The following is a 23,131-nucleotide window of genomic DNA, read 5'->3' on the forward strand; positions in this document are numbered from 1 at the left end:
ATATTCATACACATCCGCAATCGATCGTATACATCAAGGCGCTGCAGTTAACTCCCCCGGTAAGTGCTGTATCCGCCTGGAGCAACCAATAACGGCACATGGTAATGGCCAGCAGCATCCTTGATATGGAATCGAATTGGAATAAAATCAAATATGCTATCCTTAATAGCAGACAAATGCTCCATTTGCCTAAAGTAACGGCCTGCCGCGAATATAAGCTCATATACGCCTGGCAGAACAGCTTCTCCTTCAAGCAAAGGAGTATCCGCTCTGCCATCTGTATTCGTCTGGTAGCATCCCATTAATTGAGGCATTTCTCCTGCTTCCATGCTTTCTGCTTCCTTGCCCAAGTACCATAGCTCCATCGTCATCCCATTGACAGGTTTCCCTCCAGCCAGATCCAGAACATGCGTCGTAATTCGGCCGCTCACGCTTTATCCCCTCCATCTCCCAGATCAGCTCGGGACAAGGTGAATCCCTGGAAGCCATAAGGCGGGCGCGGCTCAGTATATACACCTGCGCCAGCTGGTTGCTCAGGCTCAACAACCGTCTCCCATGTCCGGTTGTTGGACTCGAACCGAACCTCTGCAAGCTGAGGGAAATGAGTGAGAATGCTCATGCCGATCCGATAGATTAAATGTTGAATCGAAGGGGATTGCTCGGCATGGAACTGCGTATGGGCAAGATCATGGATTTGTTCGGAAGGAACATAGTTCCCGCGCGTACTATCGAATGCATCTTCCGCATCTTCATAGGTCCAAAAAATATCGAGGAAAATAAACAACGGACGGTCGAAGCTCTCCGGTAACGTCGTATATTCATCACGGACAAATCCGTAAAAGGAGCTTCCGCTTACCTTAATCAATTGGATATGCGACAACGCGCTTTCATGCTCGGCAAGAATGCCGGCATCTCCGTCGCGGTTCCACTTCAGCGACGCGCTGGCATGCTCGTTATGAGATCGGCGAAAAACAAGCTGGCTATCCCTCCAGCCGCTATCATCAGCAACGGAGACTGCACTGAACGGAAGACGGTCTGCTTGAATTTCTATCGCATCAATATGCGGATAGCGCTTCATGAAACGTTCGCTAATGAAGGCAAGGAGCCCTTCCGTGGTGCTTCCCCCATATTCGGCCGTTTGTCGCAAAATAAAATTTTTCATCGAGTCCGTGGCAACGACCTGCGTGTTATCGCCTTCCGTAAAGGAGGAGAGCAGTACCTCGCTGCTGACCGAGAACGTAATGTTGTGAGCAAATATAATATTGCTTTCGCCTTTATACGGCGAGACTTCAATAGGACGTACAGTAAGGGGCGCGGCATATGTCCGGTAGCTTAGCACATCTCCTTTTCCATAATAAAGGGTGCGTCCGCTGCGTAATTTTAGCATAGTTATCCGTCCCTTCTCTACTCGATGATGAGATCTCTTAACCGAAATCCGGATATCTTTTCAATTTCAAGCAATGCCTGCTCTATTTCTTCACTGCTTGTATGCCATATCCGCGATTCCATCGCCGCTAGAATCTGTTCTTTGTTTTTTCCTTTCACCGCCAGAATGAACGGAAAACCAAACGTTTTCACGTAGATTTGGTTTAACCCGGAGAACTGCTCGTATTCTTCGTGCGAGAGCTGGTTAAGTCCAGCACCTTGCTGTTCTTTGGCCGAGTATTCCGCGACCGCCAGCCTCGTTCCAAGATCGGGATGCGCCCGGAACAAATCGATGATCGTCTCCATTCTTGATTCACGTACGACATTTATCATTACGGCATGCAGCGCTTCTATTGAAGCGAAAGGCTTTGCACCGAAAGCTGAAGCTGCAATCCAAGGCGAATGCTCGAATACAGCGCCTAGCTTCTCGATGAACTGCTCACGGCTGCTAGCATTAAGCTCCTCCAACGTGATGCTCATGTCCAGTACCCCTCGTGTACGGCAACCGCTGCTTCCTCAACCTCAGGAATGGGACCGATCACCTGAATCGGCTTCCTTCCCTGAGCAAATACGATGCGGCAGGGCAAATCCAGCGTCGGATTCTGCTCGTCATCTCCCGTGAGCTCGGCAAGCCGTTTTTCAGAAATGCCATATACGACTGTTCCCACATTGCCCCAGTAAATGGCGCCAGCACACATCGCGCAAGGCTCAGCCGACGTGTAGAGAGTAAAGTGCCAGAGCTCTTCCCGGCTATACCGTTTGGACGCCTGCTCCATCAACGTTCGCTCCGCATGACCTGTACAATTCGATTCTGTCAATTCCACATTCCCCTGAGACAGTACGATATCGCCAGCTGCGTCAACGAGAATGGCACCAAAAGGGGTATTTCCCGCTTTCCTTGCCTGCTTGGAGACTGCAATGCTTTCTATTAAATACTCGATGTGCGAACGTTTGATTTTCATTTGGCCAGCATCCTCCCTTCAATGGCTCTTGTAACCGCGCGCCGAATGCCGCCATATCCCGTGCACCGGCATATATTTCCGGACAACGCTTCTGCAATTTCATCCTCCGAGGGGCTTGGGTTGCTATCTAACAAACCTTTGACCGAAACGATCATCCCTGGCGTGCAATACCCGCATTGGAACCCGCCTTCTTCTAGAAACGCCTGCTGAATGGGATCAAACCCGCCTTTGCTAATGCCCTCAATTGTCGTTATGCTTTTGCCTGCGCATTGATAAGCCATCGCCAAGCAGGAGTTAACGGCTTCACCCTCCATTAATACCATGCAGGCACCACAGCGCCCAATATCGCAGGAACGCTTTGTTCCCGTTAATTCGAGTTCGTCTCTGATAAGGGTTAGCAATCTCGCGGATGCGGTCGTTTCTATCGTTTGTGCTTCCCCGTTGATGACACATCGTAGCGCGAACGTCGATTCCGCTTGTTTGCTATGTTCGGTCATTGCCGCTCGCCCCCGTTAGAAAAAATGGCGTTTCCTGCAAAAATTCAGGCTCGATCGGCAGCTTTGTCACCCATTTGCCGCTCGCTTGCCGAACGGCAGCCGCGATGGCAGGTGCTAGCGTAACCGAGCCCACTTCTCCAATGCCCCTTGGACCGTATTCATCCTGCTCCGGCAGATGCTCGATCGGCTCAACCTCTACCAGACCAAGCTGGTCTGCAATCGTCGGAATCAGATACGTATCCAAATTACGCGTCATATAATGTCCTTTGTCCATGACGGCATCCTCCAGCAGCGTAAAACCGAGCGCCATGCTGCTGCCTCCCTCGATTTGGCCTAGGTAGCCTTGCGGATTAATAACCGGCCCAGCCGCAACCGCATGGTACTGCTGAAGCACCTTGACCCTGCCCGTTAACGTGTTTAGCTCTACCTTCACCACTACAGCCGAATAGGTATACATGAAATGCGCTCCAACCCGTTCCGTAGGCGAGGTCGGAAATGAAAAGGAGGTTTCGCTGCTTATTGGAAATATCGCCTTGCTGGCGAGGTCTGCATAAGATAACAGCACTTGATCATTCGTTTGCTTGCCTATTCCGCCTTCTCTTAGCTGCAGCTCCTCTGCCTGGCACCCCATTATAGCTCCCGCTTCCTTTAATAACTGATCTGTAAAAGGTTTTTTCAACCGTTGCAGTGATTTCCACATCATGGCGGTTGCACGCGAGGCCGTCGTCGATCCGCTATCGGGCACGATATCCGTATCTCCGATAATCATTCTGATATCTGCTGCACCGAAACCGAATTGCTCGATAAGCATCTGTTCGAGTGAGGCAAGCAGCCCTTGACCGAATTCCTCATAACCGAACACCGCTTCGATCTTCCCATCCGCTGCTAGCTGCAGCCGGCCTCCCGCAGGATCTGGAATGCCTACTCCGAGACCTGCTCCATGCATCGTGAAGGCGGCACCGATGCCTATTTTGAGCCATGGATCTGTGCTGACTGCAATCGCGCTTTGCTCCAAAAGAGTCTTTTCCTGCCATAGCCGGCTCTTCTCCACGGCTGTCCACACCCGTTCGGCGCCTTCGGTCATCGCAATCGGCTGATCGAAGGGTCCCAAATCTTCTTTTTGCCGCATGTTCAGCTTTCGGAATTGCCAAGGCGACATACCGAGCCGTTCTGCCAAGCGATCCATCTGCCCTTCGAGTGCAAATATCGCTTGGTTGCCGCCAAAGCCGCGAAATTCGCCCGACATTCCGTTATTCGTGAAAACCGATATCCCCTTCACATTCAGATTCTCATATTTATAAGGACCAATCACATGCTCGGTCGCGAAATTAAGCACCTCAGCCCCTAGCGTAGAATAAGGCCCCGTATCCGATAAAATATCGACTTGGTGCGCAAGCAATCTGCCCGCAGCATCTACTCCCGTTTTCATTGCCATTCTCATGGGGTGCCGCTTTAATCCCGCCCGAACCGATTCTTGCCGGGAATTGTGCATTTTAATGGCCCTGCCTGTCTGGATGGCTAGCAATGCGCCATATGGCTGGACGTTCAACTCATCCTTGCCGCCGAAGGAGCCGCCTATCGGGCTTGAAACAATCCGTATTTGTTCCAGCGATACCGCGAGAATACGGGCTAGCTGCATTCGGTCCATAAAGCCATGCTGTGTGGGCGAATAAACGGTCAGGCGCCCATCCTCGCCAGGAACGAATAAGCCTCCTTCCGTTTCCATGTAGGTATGCATTTGGCGTGGCGTATAATAAGTTTCTTCCACAACAATAGCGCATTGCTTAAACGCTTCATCGACATCGCCTCTCGCGAAAGCAGTGCGGTGCATGGCATTGCCGCCTTTGTGAAGCTGCGGCGCATCCGCGAGCAGCGCTTTCTCGGGATCTTCCAGTATTTCAAGAACCTCATATTCAATTTCAACGAGCTCAAGCGCTTCCTGAGCAAGCTCCATTGATTCGGCCGCTACCGCAACAAGCGCATCACCGACATAAAGCACGGTGTCCGCGCATAGAACAGGCTGATCCGGATGGGCAATCCCGAAGGCATTCAGCCCAGGAATGTCCCGGTGCGTGAGCACGGCATGAACGCCTTTGTGCTGCTTTGCTCTCTCCGTTTGGATCGAAATGATGCGGGCATGCGGATGCTCACTGCGAAGCACGAGCCCGTAAAGCATCGGCTGCGCGGTCATATCCGTGAGATATACTAAGCCGCCTGTCACCTTTCCTGCTCCATCTGGCCGAATCCGCCAACGCGATCCGCTGTTTTCACGGTTTAAGAGCATATGGGCCCCTCCTCTCGTCCTGTCTATTGATGCGCTGCTTTCCACAGTTCAGATGCAATTAAATGGGCCGCTGTAGTTTTGCGATAAGAAACAGATGCGAATAAATCCTCGCGCGGTTTATAAAGCTGCATAATGCGATTGTACACATGGCGTAAAAGTTGAACATCGATTACCTTTCCTAGCAACTCCCGTTCGAGCTCTTCGAGTCTTTGCGCGATCATCTGACCGCCACCGAGCGCTATTCGGATTTCATTTACTTCCTTCTTCTCCGACAAGGAACCGGATACGGAAGCTGTTACAACCGACGGCGTAAAAGCTTCGCGACGCCCGACTTTATGGTAAGCGCTAAAACGCTTTGTTTTCGAAATAACCGAACGCAAATGTTCGACCTCATGGCCTTCAAGTGTTTCATCCGCTTGGAAAGGCAGTTGAATCTGGAGAAGAAGCCGCTCCGTATGAAGCATGCCGGCGATTTTGAGCCACTCCGACAAGGTGATTTGTAGATCCTCCATGCCGTTATACCAAACCACATGGGCATTGTAACCAAGCAAAGCAGGAAGGGAATCGCCAATATTGGAGGCAATATTGCCTCCAATCGTCCCCAACCGCCGAATGGAAGGTGCCGCTGTTTGCCGCAAAGCTTCAGTAACAATTGGGAAATGACGCTGAATGATCGGATGAGTGCGGCATGCTTCCAAGCTGACTTGACCTCCAATCACAAGTCCCGTTTCACCGATTCTTATTTCACCCAAACCGCGGATCGCACTTAGATCGATCAAATGCTTCGGAATCGCAGCGACGCCGGATTCCCATTGCGTCCGCAGCAAAGTACCTCCGGATACATAAACGCTGTCCGTCCCGAAGCTTTGTTTCAAATGCCAAGCCTCTGCTGCCGTTTGCGGATGCCATACTTGAGGAAACGCCATGCTCCCCTGTGCATTCATTCCCATCGTTCTCCTCCTTGCCTTGATTAGAACCTCTGCTCCCGAATATAAGGCACGCCAAGCGCTTCAGGCGATCCGGAAGGCTTGTTGCGATTCCGCCAACCGAGAAACATCAGAACGAGTATAGTGACGATATACGGAATCATTTTTAAGAAATAGGACGGTATCTCGCTTCCGATCAGCTGGATTCGGAAACCGAGCATGTCTAAGGCACCGAAAAAATATGCGCAAATGAGAGCGCGAACCGGATTCCATCTCGCGAAGATAATCAGAGCAACTGCAATCCATCCTCTTCCCGTCGTCATGCCTTCCGTCCAGGTTGGCGAGTACACGAGCAATAAATCCGCGCCTGCAATCCCGATTAATATGGAGCCAGCGATAATATAACCGTACCTCAGTGCATGCACCGGAATGCCCATTACATCTGCTGTAGCTGGGTTGTCGCCCATTGCCCGCAGATGCAGGCCCCATGACGTTTTGTGGATGAACATATGCAGCGCGATGACAAGCACAAAGCTAAACCAAGTCAAATAATCAAGATGGGCAAATATTCGGCCAATGAAAGGAACAGCTTCAAGCCATGGCATATCCAGCTTCGGTACGGCTCTTGGAACGGGCAGTCCACTTACGGGCTTCCCGAGATACGCGCTAAGCCCCGCCCCGAACAAGGTCATCGCCAAGCCGCATACGATTTGGTTAGCCCGAAGCGATACGCTCAGAAAGGCGTGAATCATGCCTAATACTATGCTTATTCCGCACACGGCCAGTAAAGTAACCGTTAAGCTTCCCGTATGAATAAAAGTAAGGCATGCTGTCACGGCACCCATAAGCATCAAGCCTTCAGCGCCCAGCTGGATGATGCCGGACCGTTCGATGAGAATGCCGCCAAGCGCAGCGAACAACAACGGCGTACCAGAGGAAATAGCTGCAAGCAGCATTTGATAGACGATTTCCATCGCTCAGAAGCTCCTTTTCATCCCGTTTGACGAATCCGAAATTTGCTCAACGTGCCGCCTGCAATGAGGAAAAACAAAATAGCTCCTTGAAGCATTTCAGAGATAGAAGATGGCAAACCGATCGTCTGTACGCTGAACCCGCCTACGATAAGCCCACCAAATAAAAAAGACGAAACGACTAGTCCAGCAGGATGTAATTTCGCAAGCCACGCAACGATAATTGCTGTATAGCCATATCCTGGTGAAATGCCATACATGAGCCGGTGAGTCACTCCTGAAACCTCTGCCATGCCTGCAAGTCCCGCCAAACCGCCGCTAATCAGCATGACCAGAAGGATATGCCTGCTGATGCGAATGCCCGCATTCCTAGCTGCTTCGGGATTTGCTCCAATTAGGCGAAGCTCGTAGCCCGTACGCGTGTATTTCATAAAAAAACCGTATAACGCAATCGCAATGACGCCGAACAGCAGCCCGAGATGAAGTCGCGTATCGTTGAACACGGGAAGCGACTGCGCCGCCGAGAACACTTTGGTACCTGGGAAATTCATGCCGTCTGGATCCTTCCACGGGCCAAACACGAAATAATCCATCGCCAGAAGCGCAACGTAGTTCAGCATTAACGAGGTGACCAGCTCATTGACTTGAAAATAGGTTCTAGGGATAGCTGTCAGAAGGCCCCAAATGCCGCCAGCTGCGATACTGAACACAATCATTGTGGGAATTACGAGCAGACTCGGCATATCCGGCAAATAAATCGTAACCGCGGTGGCAGCCATTGCTCCTGCAGCGAATTGCCCTTCCGCACCGATATTCCATACCGATATACGATAGGCTATGGCTACGCCTAGTCCGCAAAGCAGCAGCGGGATGGTTTTCACGAGTGTTTCTGTCAAGCCATAGGCCGTACCGAAAGCGCCCATAAACATCTTCTTGTATACCGGGAAGGGATTCATGCCGTTTGCCGCGATGAATATTCCGCAAACCAAGAGGGCGAGAACTACGGATATAAACGGAAGCCACCATGTATTCTCTTTTTTGGCACTGTCTATTTCGATACGATAGGAACGCCATTTCCCTTTGTCCTGCTTAAGCGCGGATTCGGCTGATATCGCTCCCTCCGAATGAAGCGCTGGCTTGTTTTCATTCATCCGGCTGCCCCCTCCGCGTTCTGGAGACCTGCCATATACATCCCTATCTTCTCTCGATCAGCTTGTTCTCTCGCAACCTCGCCAACCATTTGCCCGTTAAAGATGACAATAATTCGATCGGATAGCTTGATCACCTCATCCAGATCCTCCGAAATGAGCAATACGCTTTTGCCGTTTTCCCGCATTTCACTTAGCAGCTGATGAACGCCTTCCGTAGCGCCAACATCGAGGCCCTGCGTCGGATGCACGGCCACCATTAACAGAGGCTGCTGGTGAATCTCTCTGGCAAAAAGGAGCTTCTGCTGATTTCCCCCGGATAATTGCTGAACCGGCGTATCCAGATTCGGTGTCTTGATGTCGAATTGCTGCACCAAGCTTGCTGACCAAGCCCGATTTTTGCTTATTCTCAGCATGCCGAATCGCGAGCGCTCCACATTGCGGTAGGATTTGAACAGCAAATTATCAACAATACCCAAAGTGCCGGCAAGACCGCTTTTCATGCGATTTTCAGGGACATGGGCAATTCCTGCCTCGATCGCCGACCGAACCGAGCCGTTTGTTAACGGTTCTCCGTTAAAAGCAATGGCCCCATTCTTCCACGTCTTCAGCCCTGTAAGCATTTCGGCAAGCTCCTTTTGTCCGTTGCCTGCCACCCCGGCTATCCCAACGATCTCGCCTTCATCGACATGAAAAGAGAGACGGTCAAGTGATTTCCTTCCCTGCTCCGCATAGACGTCAACTTCACTCACGTCGAGCAATCGTTTGCCTGATGTCCTTGCAAGAAGCGGCATGCTTTCTCCAAGCTCTTTTCCGACCATCAGCTGTGCAAGCTCACGCTCATTCGTAGCTGACTTTTCCATGCTGTGAATGAGCTTTCCTTTGCGCATAACCGAGATATGATCCGAGGAGGCCATCACCTCCTTGAGCTTGTGCGTGGTCAAGATTACGGTTTTCCCTTCATTCTTCATATGCTGCAGCGTCGTGAACAGCTGCTCAGCTTCACCTGGAGTAAGCACGGAGGTTGGTTCATCTAGAATGATGAGACTTGCTCCGCGATATAGTGTCTTTACAATCTCCACGCGCTGCTGCTCCCCGACGGACAGCTGCCAGATCGGCCGATTTACGGGAAAGGTTAATCCAAATTGCTGAGCGATAGCTTCGATTTCTTCCTGTTTATTTTTCAGCCATCTGCCGCCTCGCCAGAACGATGATTTATCGCCAAGCACGATGTTCTCCGCAGCTGTCAGCGTCTGAACGAGCCTGAAATTCTGAAAAACCATTCCGACTCCATGCCTTATTGCATCCTTTGGCGATTTAATCTTAGTCATTTCACCATGTAAAAGAATATCGCCGCTTGTTGGTTTGTACACGCCGGACAGCATGCACATCATCGTGCTTTTCCCTGCCCCATTCTCGCCAAGCAGCGCGTGGATCTGGCCTGCTTTTGCCCGGAAATCAACGAGATCATTAGCCATGACAGAACCGAATTGTTTAACGATTTGACGCATCTCTACCGAATATTGGTTATGCATGCCATCCATCCTTTCCCAAGCATCCATCATCGCATTTACCAAAAAGCTTCGGATAAATCAACAAATCCCTTCATTCAGGGATTTGTCGATTTTATCCTATGAGAGAGCAGCGATTATTTCGGTATTGTCCCATCAACTCCGCTAACGAACCAGTCCATGACTAATATCTCTTCCAGCGTCAAGGTTTTTCCTGCTTCCACCTTTACTGCGCCAGCGGCATCCTTGATCGGTCCGGTAAACACGCTGATTTCACCGTTTATTAGCTTTGTTTTCGTATCGTTAACGAGCGTCCTGACTTCTTCCGGCACGTTTGGACCGAGTGGTGCGATATCTACCATGCCATCGGCTAATGAACCAGAATACTGCTCACTTTTCCATGTCCCGTCTATAACCGACTGTACGGTCTTCGTATAATAAGGGCCCCAGTTCCAAATCGGATTCGTTAAGTAGGCTTCCGGAGCGAATCTTGTCATATCCGAATCATTGCCTCCGGCCATTGCGCCACGCTCTGCAGCGGCTTGAAGCGTTGCCGGCGAATCCTGATAGGCGAGCAGCACGTCTGCCCCTTTGTCCAGCAGACTTACTGCAGCCTGCCTTTCCGTCGTCGGATCATACCAAGTATTCGTCCATACTACGCTAACCTTTGCTTCTGGATTTACACTTTGGACACCCAGCATAAATGCATTTATGTTATAAATCACTTCCGGTATCGGGAAAGCTCCTACATAGCCGATGACATTTTTCTTCGTCATTTTGCCGGCTGCAATTCCGCTTAAGTAACTGGCATCGTAATTTTTACCGAAGAAGGTACCCATGTTATCATTCGTTTTATAACCTGCCGTATGAAGGAATTTCACGTCAGGAAATTTCTTGGCAACGTTGAGGGTGTAATCCATGTACCCAAAGCTAGTCGTGAAAATGATGTCGTGATTCTGGGCTAGCTCCGTAATGATGCGTTCTGCATCTGCGCTCTCAGGCACGTTTTCTACCGTATCAGCCTTGATGCCCAGCTTTTCTTCCATGAACAGCCTGCCCTTGTCGTGCTCGAAGGTCCATCCTCCATCGCCTGGCGGCCCGATGTAAACAAATGCAACACGTGGCAGCTTTGCCGTCGTCTCCGCGGCTGCGTTTCCGGCGGCAGTCTCAGCAGGCGTTTTTGTAGAATTGTTGCTTACATGGTTCGTTTTACTACTGGAACAGCCGCTTATTACGAATACGAGAGCTAATAAAAAGGCTGCACTTGCGGCAACTGCTTTTTTACGATGCTTCATCCCATTCCACCCCGACTCTCTGTTTTGTAAGAACTGTCAGCATACAAGTCTAGCATTGACGCTCCCTTCTCTCATTGCGCTATCCGCTATGCAAGCCTTCGCTTGCAGCCGAAGGCTGCTTCGCCCGTCTTGTTTTCAACCGATAACGTAATCCCAATATATGATCATGTAATCTATATGTCAATATATATAACATTAATAGTTTGAAGATATCCATTCAATGCGAAATTTGTGTTTTGTGCACAAACGCATTGTCAATTATGTTATATATATTCACACGATAACATTCTAGCACCCTCTTACTTGCCCGAAAATCGCTTTTTGGCCATATCAAAATCAGCAGGCGTGTCCACGTCAAACAACGCCTGCTCATCTGCAGCAACTAAGCCAAATCCTTTGAATGTAGGGGAATGGAACAATTTACGCGCTCCGGTGTCTCCGTCTAACGCTAGCATTGCAGGGAACATAGTCTTAGATAATAAAGCAGGAGGGGTTAACACGATTGATTTCTGTGAAAAGTCCTGGCTGGCTGTCGCGACAAAATCCAAAACAGGCTGCGCTCCCCAAAAATGGACTAGCTCCGCGAACATATCGGGTGTAACGAAAGGCTGATCTGCTAATGCAACTAGTACACCATCAAGCGAAGGATTTTGATCCATCATATTTTGAAGACCGGCGCGTATGGAAAATGACATGCCGCATTCTGCTTCCGCGCATGTCACCACTGACACCTTTTTACTCGCCGCCAGGCCAGCTGACTTTGCCAAGTTATACTCTGCCGCAATCCACTTGGCTTGATCATCTGGGCTCACAACTACAGTGATACCGTCAATTGGACTGGTTAATAGGGCACGCAGTCCCAAGCTTGCGAGCGGTTTGTTCTTCGCGAGCTCGAGCGTTTGTTTTCTAATGCCCATTCGCCTGCTCTGTCCTGCTGCCAAATAGAGGGCTGTAATATTCATCCTGCCTCCGCTCCTTCCGCAGTCTCTCCTTGCGACCTGCACGTATGGCGATAAGCTCCGCAGCTACACTCACAGCAATCTCATAAGGCCCATCCGCCCCTATCGCAAGACCGATTGGAGCTCTCACATTCGACGGGATTAAAAATGTTTCAAATAACATTCGAATTCTCTTTTTCGAGCCTAGAATACCGATATAAACAAGCTGCAGAGGAAGCGCTACGCGAATCATCTCTCTATCCCGCTGCAAATGATGGCTGCAAACGATCAAATAATCACTTGATCGGAATTGCAGCTGCTCAGCGATTGCCTCAGGCGATCCTGTAATAATTGCCGCTTCAGGAAACCGTTCCTGCGTGCATAACGCCGGTCTCCAATCGACTACAATGACCTGGAATCCAATTTGCTTGACCAGCGCGTAAATCGCTTCCGCATCCTTACCCACTCCGAATATGACGAGCCTTTGCCTAGGTGTGATGTCAACGAACAAATGATAGCGCTCGTCTACCTCTTCCCAGTAAACAGCATCTGTCTCGACATTCGCAAGATCATGCAGCACGTAATCGATTCCAGCGTCATCCCAGCTTCGCATCAGCCTTACAGTTATGCCTGCTTCCAACTTTTCTCTTGCTACCAGCAGCAGCTTCAGCAGCTGCCCATGAACCGGCTCAAGCAGCAATCGAATCTCGCCGCCGCAGCCTATAGCATCTCCCCAAATGGCGTCCTCGTCAGCATTCATATTGTAGCTAATAAGGGAGAACTGGCCCGAAGTACGCACAACATCCGCGATTTCCTGTAAATCATGCTCCAGACAGCCCGGGCTAACCGCTCCAATTTGCTTACCATTCGGTTTGAACAGCATCGAAGCACCTGCCTTCCGATATGAATGACCCTCTACACAGAGGATCGTAGCCAGCACGCACTGACTCTCATCTTGCAGATGCAGAGCCTCCAATATTTCGTGCATATCCATAATCCTTCCCCCTTATGGAGCAGCTCTTTTCTTCTCACAGCTTAGCAACTGGTGCATGCTACAGCTTTACAAACGTTGAATCAGCCTGCGGAGCGCTTGATCCGCTTCCTTCAAAACGATCTTTTTGTCTACCGACCTTACAAGCTTGTTTTCCATTACGATCCGTCCATCGATCAATACCGTATCGACGTCCCCCCTTGTCGCGGCATATACGACTCTTGAATACCAATCCGCGTCAAAGGATGGATATACGTGAAAGTCCTCCAGGTCCAGCAGCTGCAAATCTGCAAGCTTCCCTACTTCAATACTCCCGATGCTTTTGTCCAAGCCAAGCACCTTGGCACCGCCTATCGTCGCCATCCGAAGCACCGTTTTCGCATTCATGACGGTTGGCCCATGCTTTACCTTCTGCATATAAGCCGTTAACCGCATTTCCTGAAACATATCCAAATTATTGTTGCATGGAGCTCCATCAGCACCAATCCCTACATCAATCCCTTGCTCCAGCAGCAATGGAATTTCGGCAACTCCGGATGCCAGCTTCATATTCGATCCTGGACAATGGGTAACCTTCACCCCCCGGTCACGGATGATTGTTTTTTCTTCGTCATCCAGCCATATACTGTGTGCCAAGATTAAGTTAGGCTTTGCCAGACCGATGTGGTCCAAATATACGACGTTTCGCATCCCCCTTTCCGCTTCAACCATCGCGATTTCGCCTACATTCTCCGATGCATGGGTATGAACCATTACACCGTAAGCCGCCGAGAGATCACGCACGCCAATGAGCAGCTCCTCCGTGCAGGAAACGACGAAGCGTGGGCAAAAGGCATATTGAATTCTGCCATTTTCCGCACCATGCCATTTCTCCAGCAGATCGACGCTGTCCTGCAGCGATTTCTCCGTCTTCTCTTGCAAGGCAAGCGGAACCTCCGTCCCGTGATCCATCATGACCTTGCCCGAGATCGCTCTTATTCCGCTTTCCTTAATCGCTTGAAACGCCGATTCCGTATAATGAACGGTTTCCATATCGAGGATGGTCGTCGTTCCGCTGCGTATGAGCTCCCCAATACCAAGCAACGCGGAGTAATAGACGGAATCCTCGCTATGCGCTGCCTCAAGCGGCCATATTTTTTCCTTTAGCCAATCTATTAGCGATAAGTCGTCAGCTCTCCCTCGAAAAAGCGTTTGGCATAAATGGATATGCGTTTGTACGAATCCGGGCAGCAAAACTTTACCTTCCGCATTTATGATACGATCCGCTCGAATTCCCTGCAGTCCAACACCGATCTCTGTTATCCGATTGCCTACTATTAATACATCACCTGTAAAGATATCGTTTTGTTCATTCATGGTCATAACGACGGCGTTCTGAATAAGTATGGTTGTCATGTTCAATCCCCCTAAAGCGCGTATAACTGCTACTTATTAGCTTATTCAGGCCAACGGTATTGCAGGCTTATTCTTCAATTCAAATGCAATTCATTATGTCAGAATTTTCTGAAAATAATCTTTAGAGAATTGCATGTAACCATAAGGGAAGGAAAACGCCTTTCTTGCTTTCGTTGTGTAAGTTTATATAACATGATAAAACACATTTGTAGGTTACGCAAGACTTCTTACGAAATATTTATATGCAGAATGACTTGCATTGGATCACACCTGACATATAATTAACATTTAAAATAGATAAGTAGAAACGCCTGACGGCGTCCTTACAATAGACGCCATCGTTTCAGCGGAGCGTATAGAGAAAGTAGGAGCAAACCCATATACTTTCCTATACGTCAAAAAAACCAATCAAGCCGAATGATTCCGCTTGATTGGCATCCTATCCCTAAATCCATTAACGTTCACTGTTGTTAATCCTTCAATAACTCCGAATGCTCTCGGTTTCTCTTTTTCCCTGACCATACAGGAATAATCTGTTCAAAAATGAGTTTTCTAGACCACTCCGCTTCATTTCGCTTCGTGATCTGCTTCCGGACAACGACGGTCAGCTCATACTCAGGTGCTATAAGCAAATATTGGCCTCCATGACCGAAAGCAAAGTAACAATCGCACTGCGAGTTGTGTTCCTCGGGCGAATGCCACCAGTGGTAACCATAGCCGCCATAAATCGGCGGCTCATAATGCAATAATCCGCGATGATGAAGCTGTGTTGATTCGGTAATCCATTCGGATGAAACGAAAGATTTCCCGCCATAACATCCATTCTGAACAAGCAAACTGCCTATGTTGGCTAAGTCTCTGCTATATAAGAAAAGACCTGTGCCGCCCTCATTTACTCCCCCTCGTTCCATCCAACGGGCACCTTGAAAGCCGAGTGGCTCGAATAAATGCTCCTTGGCAAATGAAAGCGCCGAGATTCCTGCCGCTTTCGTGAGAATAGCGGACAGCAAATGAGAACCGCCGGAGTTATAGGCAAACGCCGTGCCTGGGTCAGAAATTAACGGCTGCTTAAATACGTACTGTACAGGGTCTTCCGAAGCTCTGAAGGCTTTGTAAGGCTTATCGAAATCAGGCCAATCAAAACCCGACGTCATTGTAAGCAGATGCTTAATCGTTATGCGGCTGAGAGCTTCTTTGATTTCAGCGGGATGGTCTAAAAAGTCCGTAATCGGCTGATCCACGTTTTTCAGCAATCCTTGATCAATGGCCATTCCGATCAGCAGGGACAGGACACTCTTCGTACAGGAGTAAAGCGGTCCGATTATGTCCTTGCCGCTCGCATGCCATTCCAATATGCTCCTCGTCCCTTGCCGCACAATGACCGATTTGATTTTTCTTTCGGCAAGAAAATGGTGTTCTAATTTCAGCTCATTCGCATGCATGTCCTAATCGACCTTTCCTAAGAAGCATTTCTTTGCTGATGTTCAGCCTGCTTAAGCGCCGGCATACTCATAGACACAAGCACAACGAATACGGACAATACCGCTACCCAAACAAAAATCGTATGCAAGCTTCCAGCAAGCACGGAGGCTTCGATCTGTTCAGCGCTCCCTGTATGAAGCAGCAAGCCAAATACGGTAATGCCGATGGTTTGGCCTAACGTTCGGATGAAATTGTTGCTTGCCACAGCAGAACCGCGCAGCTCCCAGCCTACTGAAGAAGATACGGCTACGGTTAAAGAGGTAAGCGACAGACCAAACGACAAGCCAGCCAGAAAGGTATAAACAACAAATAAGGCAATCGAAGTAGACGCATTCATGAAAGAAAAACCGATGCTGCTCGCGAACAGGAAGCATGATCCGGCAACCGCGATGAAGCGCAAGCCTTTTTTAGAAATCCAATTTCCTGCCAGAATGGAGCCAAGCGGCCAAGCAACCGAGAGCGGAATCATCGCAAGTCCGGAATACGTGGCAGGCTTCCCATAAACCCCTTGTATCCATAAGGGCAAATAAAAGATAACGACAACGTTAATGACACATAGCAAGAAACTGTCCAGATTAGCCATACTTATCATTCGATTCCGAAAAAGCTGGAATGGAATAATCGGTTCAGGGGATTTCATTTCTATACGGGCAAATATCACGAAAAATAAGACAGAAAAAACAAATAGCGCTCCGATAAGCCATGCGCTGCCGGTACCGCTTCCATCTTCATTACGGATAAGAGTCATCGCATACAACAGGCTGAACATCGCGATCGTAAAGGTTATAATGCCAGGATAATCAATATGTCTTTTTCGCTTCTCCAGCGTTTCCTTCAAGGAGCTCGCCAGCAAATAAATCGCCACTATGCCAAATGGAAGGTTCATGTAGAAAATGGCTCTCCAAGATATGTAGTCAACCAGTAATCCGCCGAACAACGGACCGGAGATTCCAGCAATGCCCCAAATGCTCGACATCCAGCCCTGTACCTTGGCTCGCTGCTCGAAGGAATACATGTCCGCGATAATGGTATAAGGAATCGTGGTAAGCGCACCTGCGCCTAAGCCCTGCAGAGCCCTGAACCAGATCAGCTGATTCATCGTTTGCGCTACGCCGGAGAGCATGGAGCCCGCAAGAAAAATCAAGGCGCCGATCACAAACATTTTCTTGCGCCCATACAAATCGGATAGCTTGCCGTACACAGGCGTCGTAATGACGGTTGCGAGCAGATAAATGGAGATAATCCAGCTATATTGCCGGATACCTTGCAATTCCCCCGTAATGCTGGGCATGGCCGTACTTACAATTGTACCTTCTATTGCTGCGAGAAATGTAGCTACGAATAAGGCAACGGTTACTTTTTTGCGAGTCTGCGAAGCGTTCATGGTTCATCCTTTCGGAGAAAATAATCTAGAATTACAATCCATGGCAAAATGGATCTTTTCTATTATGATCGCTGCAAGCTTGAAATATCAACGTTTTTATTATGACTACGATGATTTCGACAATACTTGACCCTTCCAGTGAATGCATTCCCTGGTACATAGCCGCAGTAAATAGCTGGATCGTTCGGTTTCCGGCTTTTGCCAAAACTCTAGATCTTCAAACAGCTTGCATAATGTTTTTTCGGCAGCTTTGCACGCTGCTTGTTCTTCTATGAGCAATGTAAGGCATAATGTATAACAAAGCGATTCGTATCGCCGTAATGCCTCAACCTTTTGTTGGAAATCAAACATGAGAATAGCCGCCCCTTCATACAGATCAAACCTATCCCTTATTGTAGCTCCTCCATTCATGCAATTAGTTACGAAATGGTTAAATTTGAATCCTTTCGGTTTGATAAGCGTATAGATGGTATCCAAATAGGGTGCAGATATGATAACCTATTTGGAGTGATTCTATATAAATTCTAATTATTGGTAGGTTAGGATGTTGCTAAATGTATGACATATTGTTGAATATCATTGAAGAAGTCGGATATTTCGCATTGTTTCTTGTCTTATGCCTCGGACTCATCGGGTTGCCTATACCGAACGAAGCCGTTGTCATGACAGGCGGCGCTTTATCGGAATCAGGCGTATTGCTGCCCGTACCTGCGTTCATCATGACATGTCTAGGCATTTGCTCAGCCATGACATTCGGATACAGCATCGGAAGATTCGCTGGAAGCAAATTATCCAACTGGTTCAGCAGCAAAAAAAATATTGGCAAATTCGTTACGAAGTCCGAGCAGCTAAGCGAGCGCTACGGAGGCTATGCGATCAGTCTAAGTCTTTGTCTCCCTTTCTTAAGGCATGTTACTCCTTATGTGATGGGAATGAACCGAATGCCTTACAAACGTTTTGCTTTGTTCGCTTATCCCTCCGCCTTTGTTTGGACGCTTGCTTATTTTATCATTGGATCTTTCGTTGGCGATCAGGTTCAAAATCTATCGGATCATATATACAAGTATGGGATTTGGGTCATTTACGGACTTGCTGCCATCCTGCTCGGTTTTATCGTTTATAAGTATGTAAAGGGCAAACAACATAAAAATCAAGTTGAGCGTCCGATGTAAGATCGGATCCAAGGAAAACCATCGGTCACATGCGATGGTTTTTTTGCATTCAACTAATGATCGAAGATGGAGCAATTGCGTGGATTTTATCGATATCACATGATGTAAGCGCTTAATTGAAGGACTTGCTTTACATTTCTTTTTTTAATTTGTTGTATAATTACGCTCAGTGTGCATCGGCCCCGACTTTTCTGAGAGTGAAAAGTCAAACAAGAGAAAAGCTGCCGTTCCGCAGATTCTCGAGCTTATAAAAACAGGAGGTTTATTTGCTTTGCTTACTCGACTGAAAAACTCATGGTTTTCGAATGTCCGCGGTGACGTTCTCGCAGGAATTACTGTTGCCTTAGCCCTTATCCCTGAATCTATATCTTTTTCGTTAATGGTCGGTGTGGGCCCGATGGTAGGACTGTATGCTTCATTCTGTATCGCCGTTATCATCTCTATCGTTGGCGGCAGGCCGGGCATGATCTCGGCAGCAACGGGTGCCATGGCACTTCTCATGGTTTCACTCGTAAAGGAGCATGGCATTGAATATTTATTTGCTGCGACGATTTTGGCGGGTATATTGCAATACCTCATGGGTGTGCTCAAGCTAGGACAGCTCATCCAATTCGTGCCGCATTCCGTTATGCTCGGCTTTGTTAATGCGCTCGGCATACTCATATTTACCACGCAGCTGGTCCATTTTGTCGGTGCAAGCTGGATCATGTATGCTCTAGTCGCCTTAACGCTTGTTATCATCTATGTCCTGCCCAAATTCACCAAGGTCATTCCTTCGCCATTAGCAGCGATCATCATCGTCTCATTAATTGCCGTAGCGATTGGAGCCGATCTCAAAACCGTAGGTGATCGCGGCTTAGTTGAAAGCACACTGCCTATGTTCCATATACCCGATGTTTTGTTTTCGCTGGATACGCTTTGGATCATATTGCCCTATTCCTTCTCCTTAGCAATCGTTGGTCTGTTGGAATCGCTGCTCACTGCATCCGTACTCGATGAAATGACAGATACAAGCAGCAATAAAAACAAAGAGGTTCGCGGGCAAGGAATAGCAAATATGGCAACGGGCTTCTTCGGAGGCATGGCGGGCTGCGCTTTAATCGGACAATCTGTCATTAATACCAAATCAGGCGGGAGAACAAGATTATCCACTTTCGTTGCTGGCGCGTTTTTATTTTTCCTCATCATGGTGCTTAGCGATATGGTGAACAAAATCCCGATGGCTGCGCTGGTAGGCGTCATGATTATGGTTTCAATCAGCACCTTTGATTGGAAATCGGTCATCCAAATCCATAAGGTGCCTAGGGCAGATGCAGTCATCATGATCGTGACGGTCATCATTGTATTAATTACCCATGACCTCTCCAAAGGTGTATTTGCAGGAGTCGTGCTAAGCGCGTTCGTGTTCGTTGGGAAAATGGCTAAAATACGGATTTCGAAATTATCTGATTCATCCGGAAGACGAACGTACAACATCTCTGGCCAGCTGTTTTTCGGTACGACGAGCCGTTTCGTTTCCCTCTTCGATTATCAGAATGATCCTGCGCACATTACATTGGATTTCAGCCAATCACATGTGTGGGACCAATCTGCCGTCACCGCAATCGTCAAAGTGAAAAACAAATATGAACTTTTAAACAAACAGGTTGCATTCGTCGGTCTCAATGAGGAGAGCAAGCTCATTATCCGCAAGCTCGGACTGACCTCTTCGAGCGGCCATTAATGCAAAAAGCTCATGCAAGCACATTGTCAAATGTGTCCGCATGAGCTTTTTAGACGTATAGGAAAGTATATGAGATAGCTCATATTTTCTCTATACGTTTCGCCGAAACGATGGCGTCTATTGAAAGGACGCCATCAGACGTTTCTTTTTACTTGCTGCTATTCTTGTTTCTCTAATTTCTCTTTAGCCGTCTCGATTAAGAAATCAAACAGCTCATCATCCTCTTCGAGCAAATCCTCCAAGGCGAGCAGCTCTTCTTCTTTGCCTGATTCGTGCAGGAAGAACAAGCCATAACCCCATTCTTTCCCTCTTTTGCTATGAAGGGCGATCTCATATTCGTTCTTATGGCCTTCCACTCCAAAATGAACTTTGCCTACATATCCGTCTTCCTTCGAATACGTCATCGTTGCTTCTAACACATTAACGTTAATCACTTTCATTCTTCCTTCCTATTCGTTACAGTGCGAGCTGGTTAATCTGATTCAGCAGCTCATTGATTTTGTTAATCGTATCCGGGATGCCCGTTGAATCGAAAACCGCTCTACCTTGCTCGATATTAGTGAGAGCTTGATCGATTCCATTCTGCAGCGTCGCGTTATAATCCGCAATCGATTGGTGGATATCCTTGGCATAATCCGGTACTTGCAGGCTTCCGTATTGAACTACTTGATCCTTCAATGCGACAAGCTGCTCTTTCAGATTCGTTCTAGCGTCCAGATCTGTCATCGCCTGCTCTGCAAGGGTATTCATATTTTGACCAAAGTCCGTTAGCGATTGTAAGTAATCCGTCGTTTCCGTTGCAAAATTTACCGTTTGACTCACATCGTTAATAATACCACAGCCAGCGGTCATTAGCATTACCGCGATCATCAGCATCGATACGCTTCGCTTTATCATCGAACTCCTCCTTGTTATAAACGTCCCGGTTCCGAGACGAACGCCTATCTTTGATCTTGCATACAGTACTATACGAGCTCAGCAAAGGCTGGTTTCGTGTATGTCACAAGGAGATGATCAGGATGGACATTCAATTAACGGCACTTCATTGGTTATATTTGGGATTCGTGCTTGCCATTATTGGATTTATGCTCATGAGGCGGGATACCACGCTAATCTGCATTGCAGGTATATTGGGTATCGGCATACTTGCGACGACCTCGGCAAGCGGGTCCGTAAGCGGAATCTTCAACAGCTTTATTTATGCCATAAAAGAGTTGATCGGGACCATTCTCATTATATCCATAATCGTTGCCATGAGCCGAATTCTCATCCGAACGGGTATTAATGAGATCATGATATCGCCATTTACCCGGTTTCTTAGAACCCCTGCCCTAGCCTTCTGGGGAATTGGCATTATAATGATGGTGACATCTTGGTTTTTCTGGCCTTCTCCTGCAGTTGCGCTCATCGGCGCAGTGCTGCTGCCTGTAGCCATTCGTGTCGGCCTTCCTGCACTCGGCGCAGCCGTTGCCATGAACTTATTCGGTCACGGCATTGCGCTTTCAGGGGACTATATCATCCAAGGAGCTCCCGAGCTCACTGCTGGCGCGGCCGGCATTCCCGTAAGCGCCGTCATGCAAGCAAGTATTCCGCTTGTCATCGTCATGGGTGCCGTAACTACGGTCGCAGCTTATTGGATGATGAAAAGGGATCAGAAATCAGGCAAATGGCGAGACGGGCTTATCGCATCTGCTTCAACGACTTCGGCTAACTCGAACCTGAACGATACAGCAGACCGCAACGCACTGTCGCTTCGCACGAAAAAAACGCTTGCGATTGCGATTCCCGTTTTATTCGCAATCGATGTCATTGCCATGTTCATGCTGGATTTGCAAGGAGGAGATGCCACTGCTCTCATTGGCGGAACGGCCATCCTCATCATGCTGTTTATTACTATGCTGACACATCGAGGAAAAGGATTGGAGAAGACGACAAGTTATTTAATCGATGGCTTTGTATTCGGATTCAAGGTGTTCGGCCCCGTCATTCCGATCGCTGCGTTTTTCTACTTGGGAGACTCCGGTTTTCTGTCGATGTTTGGTGAAAAGCTGCCTGAGGGCTCACTTGGAATCGTCAACGATTTAGGGATAGCACTCGCGCATATCGTACCCGTTAATGGAGTTGTCGGATCCATTACGCTCACGGTCGTAGGAGCTGTAACCGGCCTTGACGGTTCGGGCTTTTCCGGCATTTCATTGGCAGGCTCCGTTGCCCAGCTCTTCGGTCATGCGATTGGTTCAGGCATAGCTACTTTAACGGCGCTTGGCCAAGTTGCAGCCATTTGGGTAGGCGGCGGAACAATCATCCCTTGGGCGCTTATTCCTGCAGCGGCCATTTGCGGCGTTGATCCCTTTGAGCTTGCTCGCCGCAACTTGAAGCCCGTACTAATTGGTCTCTGCGTTACAACAATCGTCGCTATGTTTTTGATTTAAGCCGTTTCCTTGACCTTGCCAGCGCAAATACAATTGCGGCAGCCAGTACAGCTGCAATACTCGCAATCACTATGCTGCGCGGAGATGTATCATTCTGCTGCTGAGCCTCGCTGCTCGGATGTGGCGGGAGAGATCCGCTGCCAAGCAGCGCGATATGCTCTTCAGCCTCGTGATGCAGCAAGGTTCCGCTGCAGAGACTGGCCTCTAGAGATGAGCCTGTAGCTCTGGCGTATACGAGATAACGTTCACCTTCCTTGAAGGAGTATCCGCAGCTTTCCTCTGATCCAGCGGTAAGCACTTCAATATGCGGAGCGACATGGCCCTTCCAAACTTCATTAACCTGGAAGCTTGCTTTTATACGGGACCCTGAGGAACGAAATATATCCGATGTTATCGATTTGACCGATATCGCCGTCCCTTCAAAGACGGTATCGCTCCTCTTCATCGTTTCCTGTACCGATCCAGGTTCAACGCATGAGCATGCTAAAGCTGAGCGCGGTGCAGTAAAGACGCTAACAGCAATAATGATTGCGGCAATTCCGACAATGATGCTTCTCTTTTTAATAATCATGATGTCCCCCGACTGATTCTACGT

General features: G+C 48.6%; 22 protein-coding genes. 3 read left to right on the top strand and 19 right to left on the bottom strand.

Annotated elements, in window-relative coordinates; translation table 11 throughout:
* Positions 1-47: 47 nt before the first annotated feature.
* The 16 genes from uraH to FHS16_RS09830 form a co-directional block, all read right to left on the bottom strand.
* A complete protein-coding gene (gene uraH / locus FHS16_RS09755; RefSeq protein ID WP_183561456.1) occupies positions 48-431 on the bottom strand; it encodes a hydroxyisourate hydrolase in 384 nt (127 codons plus the stop codon).
* The gene (pucL, locus tag FHS16_RS09760; protein WP_183561458.1) at positions 428-1,387 is read right to left on the bottom strand and encodes a factor-independent urate hydroxylase; all 960 of its coding nucleotides are present in this window, start codon (positions 1,385-1,387) and stop codon (positions 428-430) included. The genes uraH and pucL overlap by 4 nt, the downstream gene beginning before the upstream one ends.
* 17 nt (positions 1,388-1,404) lie before the next feature.
* Positions 1,405-1,905, bottom strand: a complete 501-nt coding sequence (gene uraD, locus FHS16_RS09765) for a 2-oxo-4-hydroxy-4-carboxy-5-ureidoimidazoline decarboxylase (RefSeq protein WP_183561460.1) — start codon at positions 1,903-1,905, stop codon at positions 1,405-1,407.
* Complete coding sequence (locus FHS16_RS09770; RefSeq protein ID WP_183561462.1) at positions 1,902-2,387, bottom strand: nucleoside deaminase; 486 nt, start codon at positions 2,385-2,387, stop codon at positions 1,902-1,904. The genes uraD and FHS16_RS09770 overlap by 4 nt, the downstream gene beginning before the upstream one ends.
* Positions 2,384-2,884 (bottom strand): (2Fe-2S)-binding protein, encoded by a 501-nt coding sequence (locus FHS16_RS09775; protein WP_183561464.1) that lies wholly within the window; start codon positions 2,882-2,884, stop codon positions 2,384-2,386. The genes FHS16_RS09770 and FHS16_RS09775 overlap by 4 nt, the downstream gene beginning before the upstream one ends.
* Entirely contained in the window at positions 2,871-5,168 is a 2,298-nt protein-coding gene (gene pucD, locus FHS16_RS09780) for a xanthine dehydrogenase subunit D (RefSeq protein ID WP_183561466.1), read from the bottom strand. The genes FHS16_RS09775 and pucD overlap by 14 nt, the downstream gene beginning before the upstream one ends.
* A gap of 23 nt (positions 5,169-5,191) precedes the next feature.
* On the bottom strand, positions 5,192-6,118 hold the full coding sequence (locus FHS16_RS09785; RefSeq protein WP_183561468.1) for an FAD binding domain-containing protein: 927 nt from the start codon (positions 6,116-6,118) through the stop codon (positions 5,192-5,194).
* A 20-nt stretch (positions 6,119-6,138) separates the two neighbouring features.
* Complete coding sequence (locus FHS16_RS09790) at positions 6,139-7,068, bottom strand: ABC transporter permease (protein WP_183561470.1); 930 nt, start codon at positions 7,066-7,068, stop codon at positions 6,139-6,141.
* A 17-nt stretch (positions 7,069-7,085) separates the two neighbouring features.
* The gene (locus FHS16_RS09795) at positions 7,086-8,216 is read right to left on the bottom strand and encodes an ABC transporter permease (protein ID WP_183561473.1); all 1,131 of its coding nucleotides are present in this window, start codon (positions 8,214-8,216) and stop codon (positions 7,086-7,088) included.
* Positions 8,213-9,748 (bottom strand): ABC transporter ATP-binding protein, encoded by a 1,536-nt coding sequence (locus FHS16_RS09800; RefSeq protein ID WP_183561475.1) that lies wholly within the window; start codon positions 9,746-9,748, stop codon positions 8,213-8,215. The genes FHS16_RS09795 and FHS16_RS09800 overlap by 4 nt, the downstream gene beginning before the upstream one ends.
* Before the next feature lie 113 nt (positions 9,749-9,861).
* Positions 9,862-11,019, bottom strand: coding sequence for a BMP family ABC transporter substrate-binding protein (locus tag FHS16_RS09805; protein WP_183561477.1), 1,158 nt, complete (start codon positions 11,017-11,019; stop codon positions 9,862-9,864).
* A gap of 299 nt (positions 11,020-11,318) precedes the next feature.
* Positions 11,319-11,981 (bottom strand): nucleotidyltransferase family protein, encoded by a 663-nt coding sequence (locus FHS16_RS09810; RefSeq protein WP_183561479.1) that lies wholly within the window; start codon positions 11,979-11,981, stop codon positions 11,319-11,321.
* Complete coding sequence (locus FHS16_RS09815) at positions 11,926-12,951, bottom strand: XdhC family protein (protein ID WP_183561481.1); 1,026 nt, start codon at positions 12,949-12,951, stop codon at positions 11,926-11,928. Before FHS16_RS09815 ends, FHS16_RS09810 begins: the two co-directional genes overlap by 56 nt.
* A gap of 66 nt (positions 12,952-13,017) precedes the next feature.
* Positions 13,018-14,343, bottom strand: a complete 1,326-nt coding sequence (locus FHS16_RS09820; RefSeq protein ID WP_183561483.1) for a 5'-deoxyadenosine deaminase — start codon at positions 14,341-14,343, stop codon at positions 13,018-13,020.
* A gap of 470 nt (positions 14,344-14,813) precedes the next feature.
* Positions 14,814-15,785 carry a serine hydrolase domain-containing protein gene (locus tag FHS16_RS09825; RefSeq protein ID WP_183561485.1) on the bottom strand — a complete coding sequence of 324 codons (972 nt, stop codon included), beginning with the start codon at positions 15,783-15,785 and terminating at the stop codon, positions 14,814-14,816.
* Between the two features lie 17 nt (positions 15,786-15,802).
* A complete protein-coding gene (locus tag FHS16_RS09830) occupies positions 15,803-17,209 on the bottom strand; it encodes an MDR family MFS transporter (RefSeq protein WP_183561487.1) in 1,407 nt (468 codons plus the stop codon).
* 554 nt (positions 17,210-17,763) lie between these two features.
* Between FHS16_RS09830 and FHS16_RS09835 the strand changes: the two genes are divergently transcribed.
* Together FHS16_RS09835 and FHS16_RS09840 are read left to right on the top strand one after the other, a co-directional pair.
* A complete protein-coding gene (locus FHS16_RS09835) occupies positions 17,764-18,381 on the top strand; it encodes a DedA family protein (protein WP_183561489.1) in 618 nt (205 codons plus the stop codon).
* A 271-nt stretch (positions 18,382-18,652) separates the two neighbouring features.
* The gene (locus tag FHS16_RS09840) at positions 18,653-20,104 is read left to right on the top strand and encodes a SulP family inorganic anion transporter (protein WP_183561491.1); all 1,452 of its coding nucleotides are present in this window, start codon (positions 18,653-18,655) and stop codon (positions 20,102-20,104) included.
* Positions 20,105-20,262: 158 nt separating this feature from the next.
* Here FHS16_RS09840 and FHS16_RS09845 read toward each other — a convergent pair whose 3' ends face one another.
* Both FHS16_RS09845 and FHS16_RS09850 read right to left on the bottom strand, forming a co-directional pair.
* Positions 20,263-20,544: a hypothetical protein gene (locus tag FHS16_RS09845; RefSeq protein ID WP_183561493.1), complete on the bottom strand. Its 282-nt coding sequence runs from the start codon at positions 20,542-20,544 to the stop codon at positions 20,263-20,265.
* 16 nt (positions 20,545-20,560) lie between these two features.
* Positions 20,561-21,001 carry a DUF6376 family protein gene (locus FHS16_RS09850; protein WP_183561495.1) on the bottom strand — a complete coding sequence of 147 codons (441 nt, stop codon included), beginning with the start codon at positions 20,999-21,001 and terminating at the stop codon, positions 20,561-20,563.
* A 122-nt stretch (positions 21,002-21,123) separates the two neighbouring features.
* Between FHS16_RS09850 and FHS16_RS09855 the strand changes: the two genes are divergently transcribed.
* The gene (locus FHS16_RS09855) at positions 21,124-22,536 is read left to right on the top strand and encodes a hypothetical protein (RefSeq protein ID WP_183561497.1); all 1,413 of its coding nucleotides are present in this window, start codon (positions 21,124-21,126) and stop codon (positions 22,534-22,536) included.
* On the opposite strand, the gene FHS16_RS09860 is transcribed toward FHS16_RS09855, so the two are convergent.
* Complete coding sequence (locus tag FHS16_RS09860; RefSeq protein ID WP_183561500.1) at positions 22,520-23,107, bottom strand: hypothetical protein; 588 nt, start codon at positions 23,105-23,107, stop codon at positions 22,520-22,522. The two genes, FHS16_RS09855 and FHS16_RS09860, sit on opposite strands and share 17 nt — an antisense overlap.
* Positions 23,108-23,131 lie beyond the last annotated feature (24 nt).

Source organism: Paenibacillus endophyticus, assembly GCF_014192395.1.
Taxonomy (GTDB): domain Bacteria; phylum Bacillota; class Bacilli; order Paenibacillales; family Paenibacillaceae; genus Pristimantibacillus; species Pristimantibacillus endophyticus.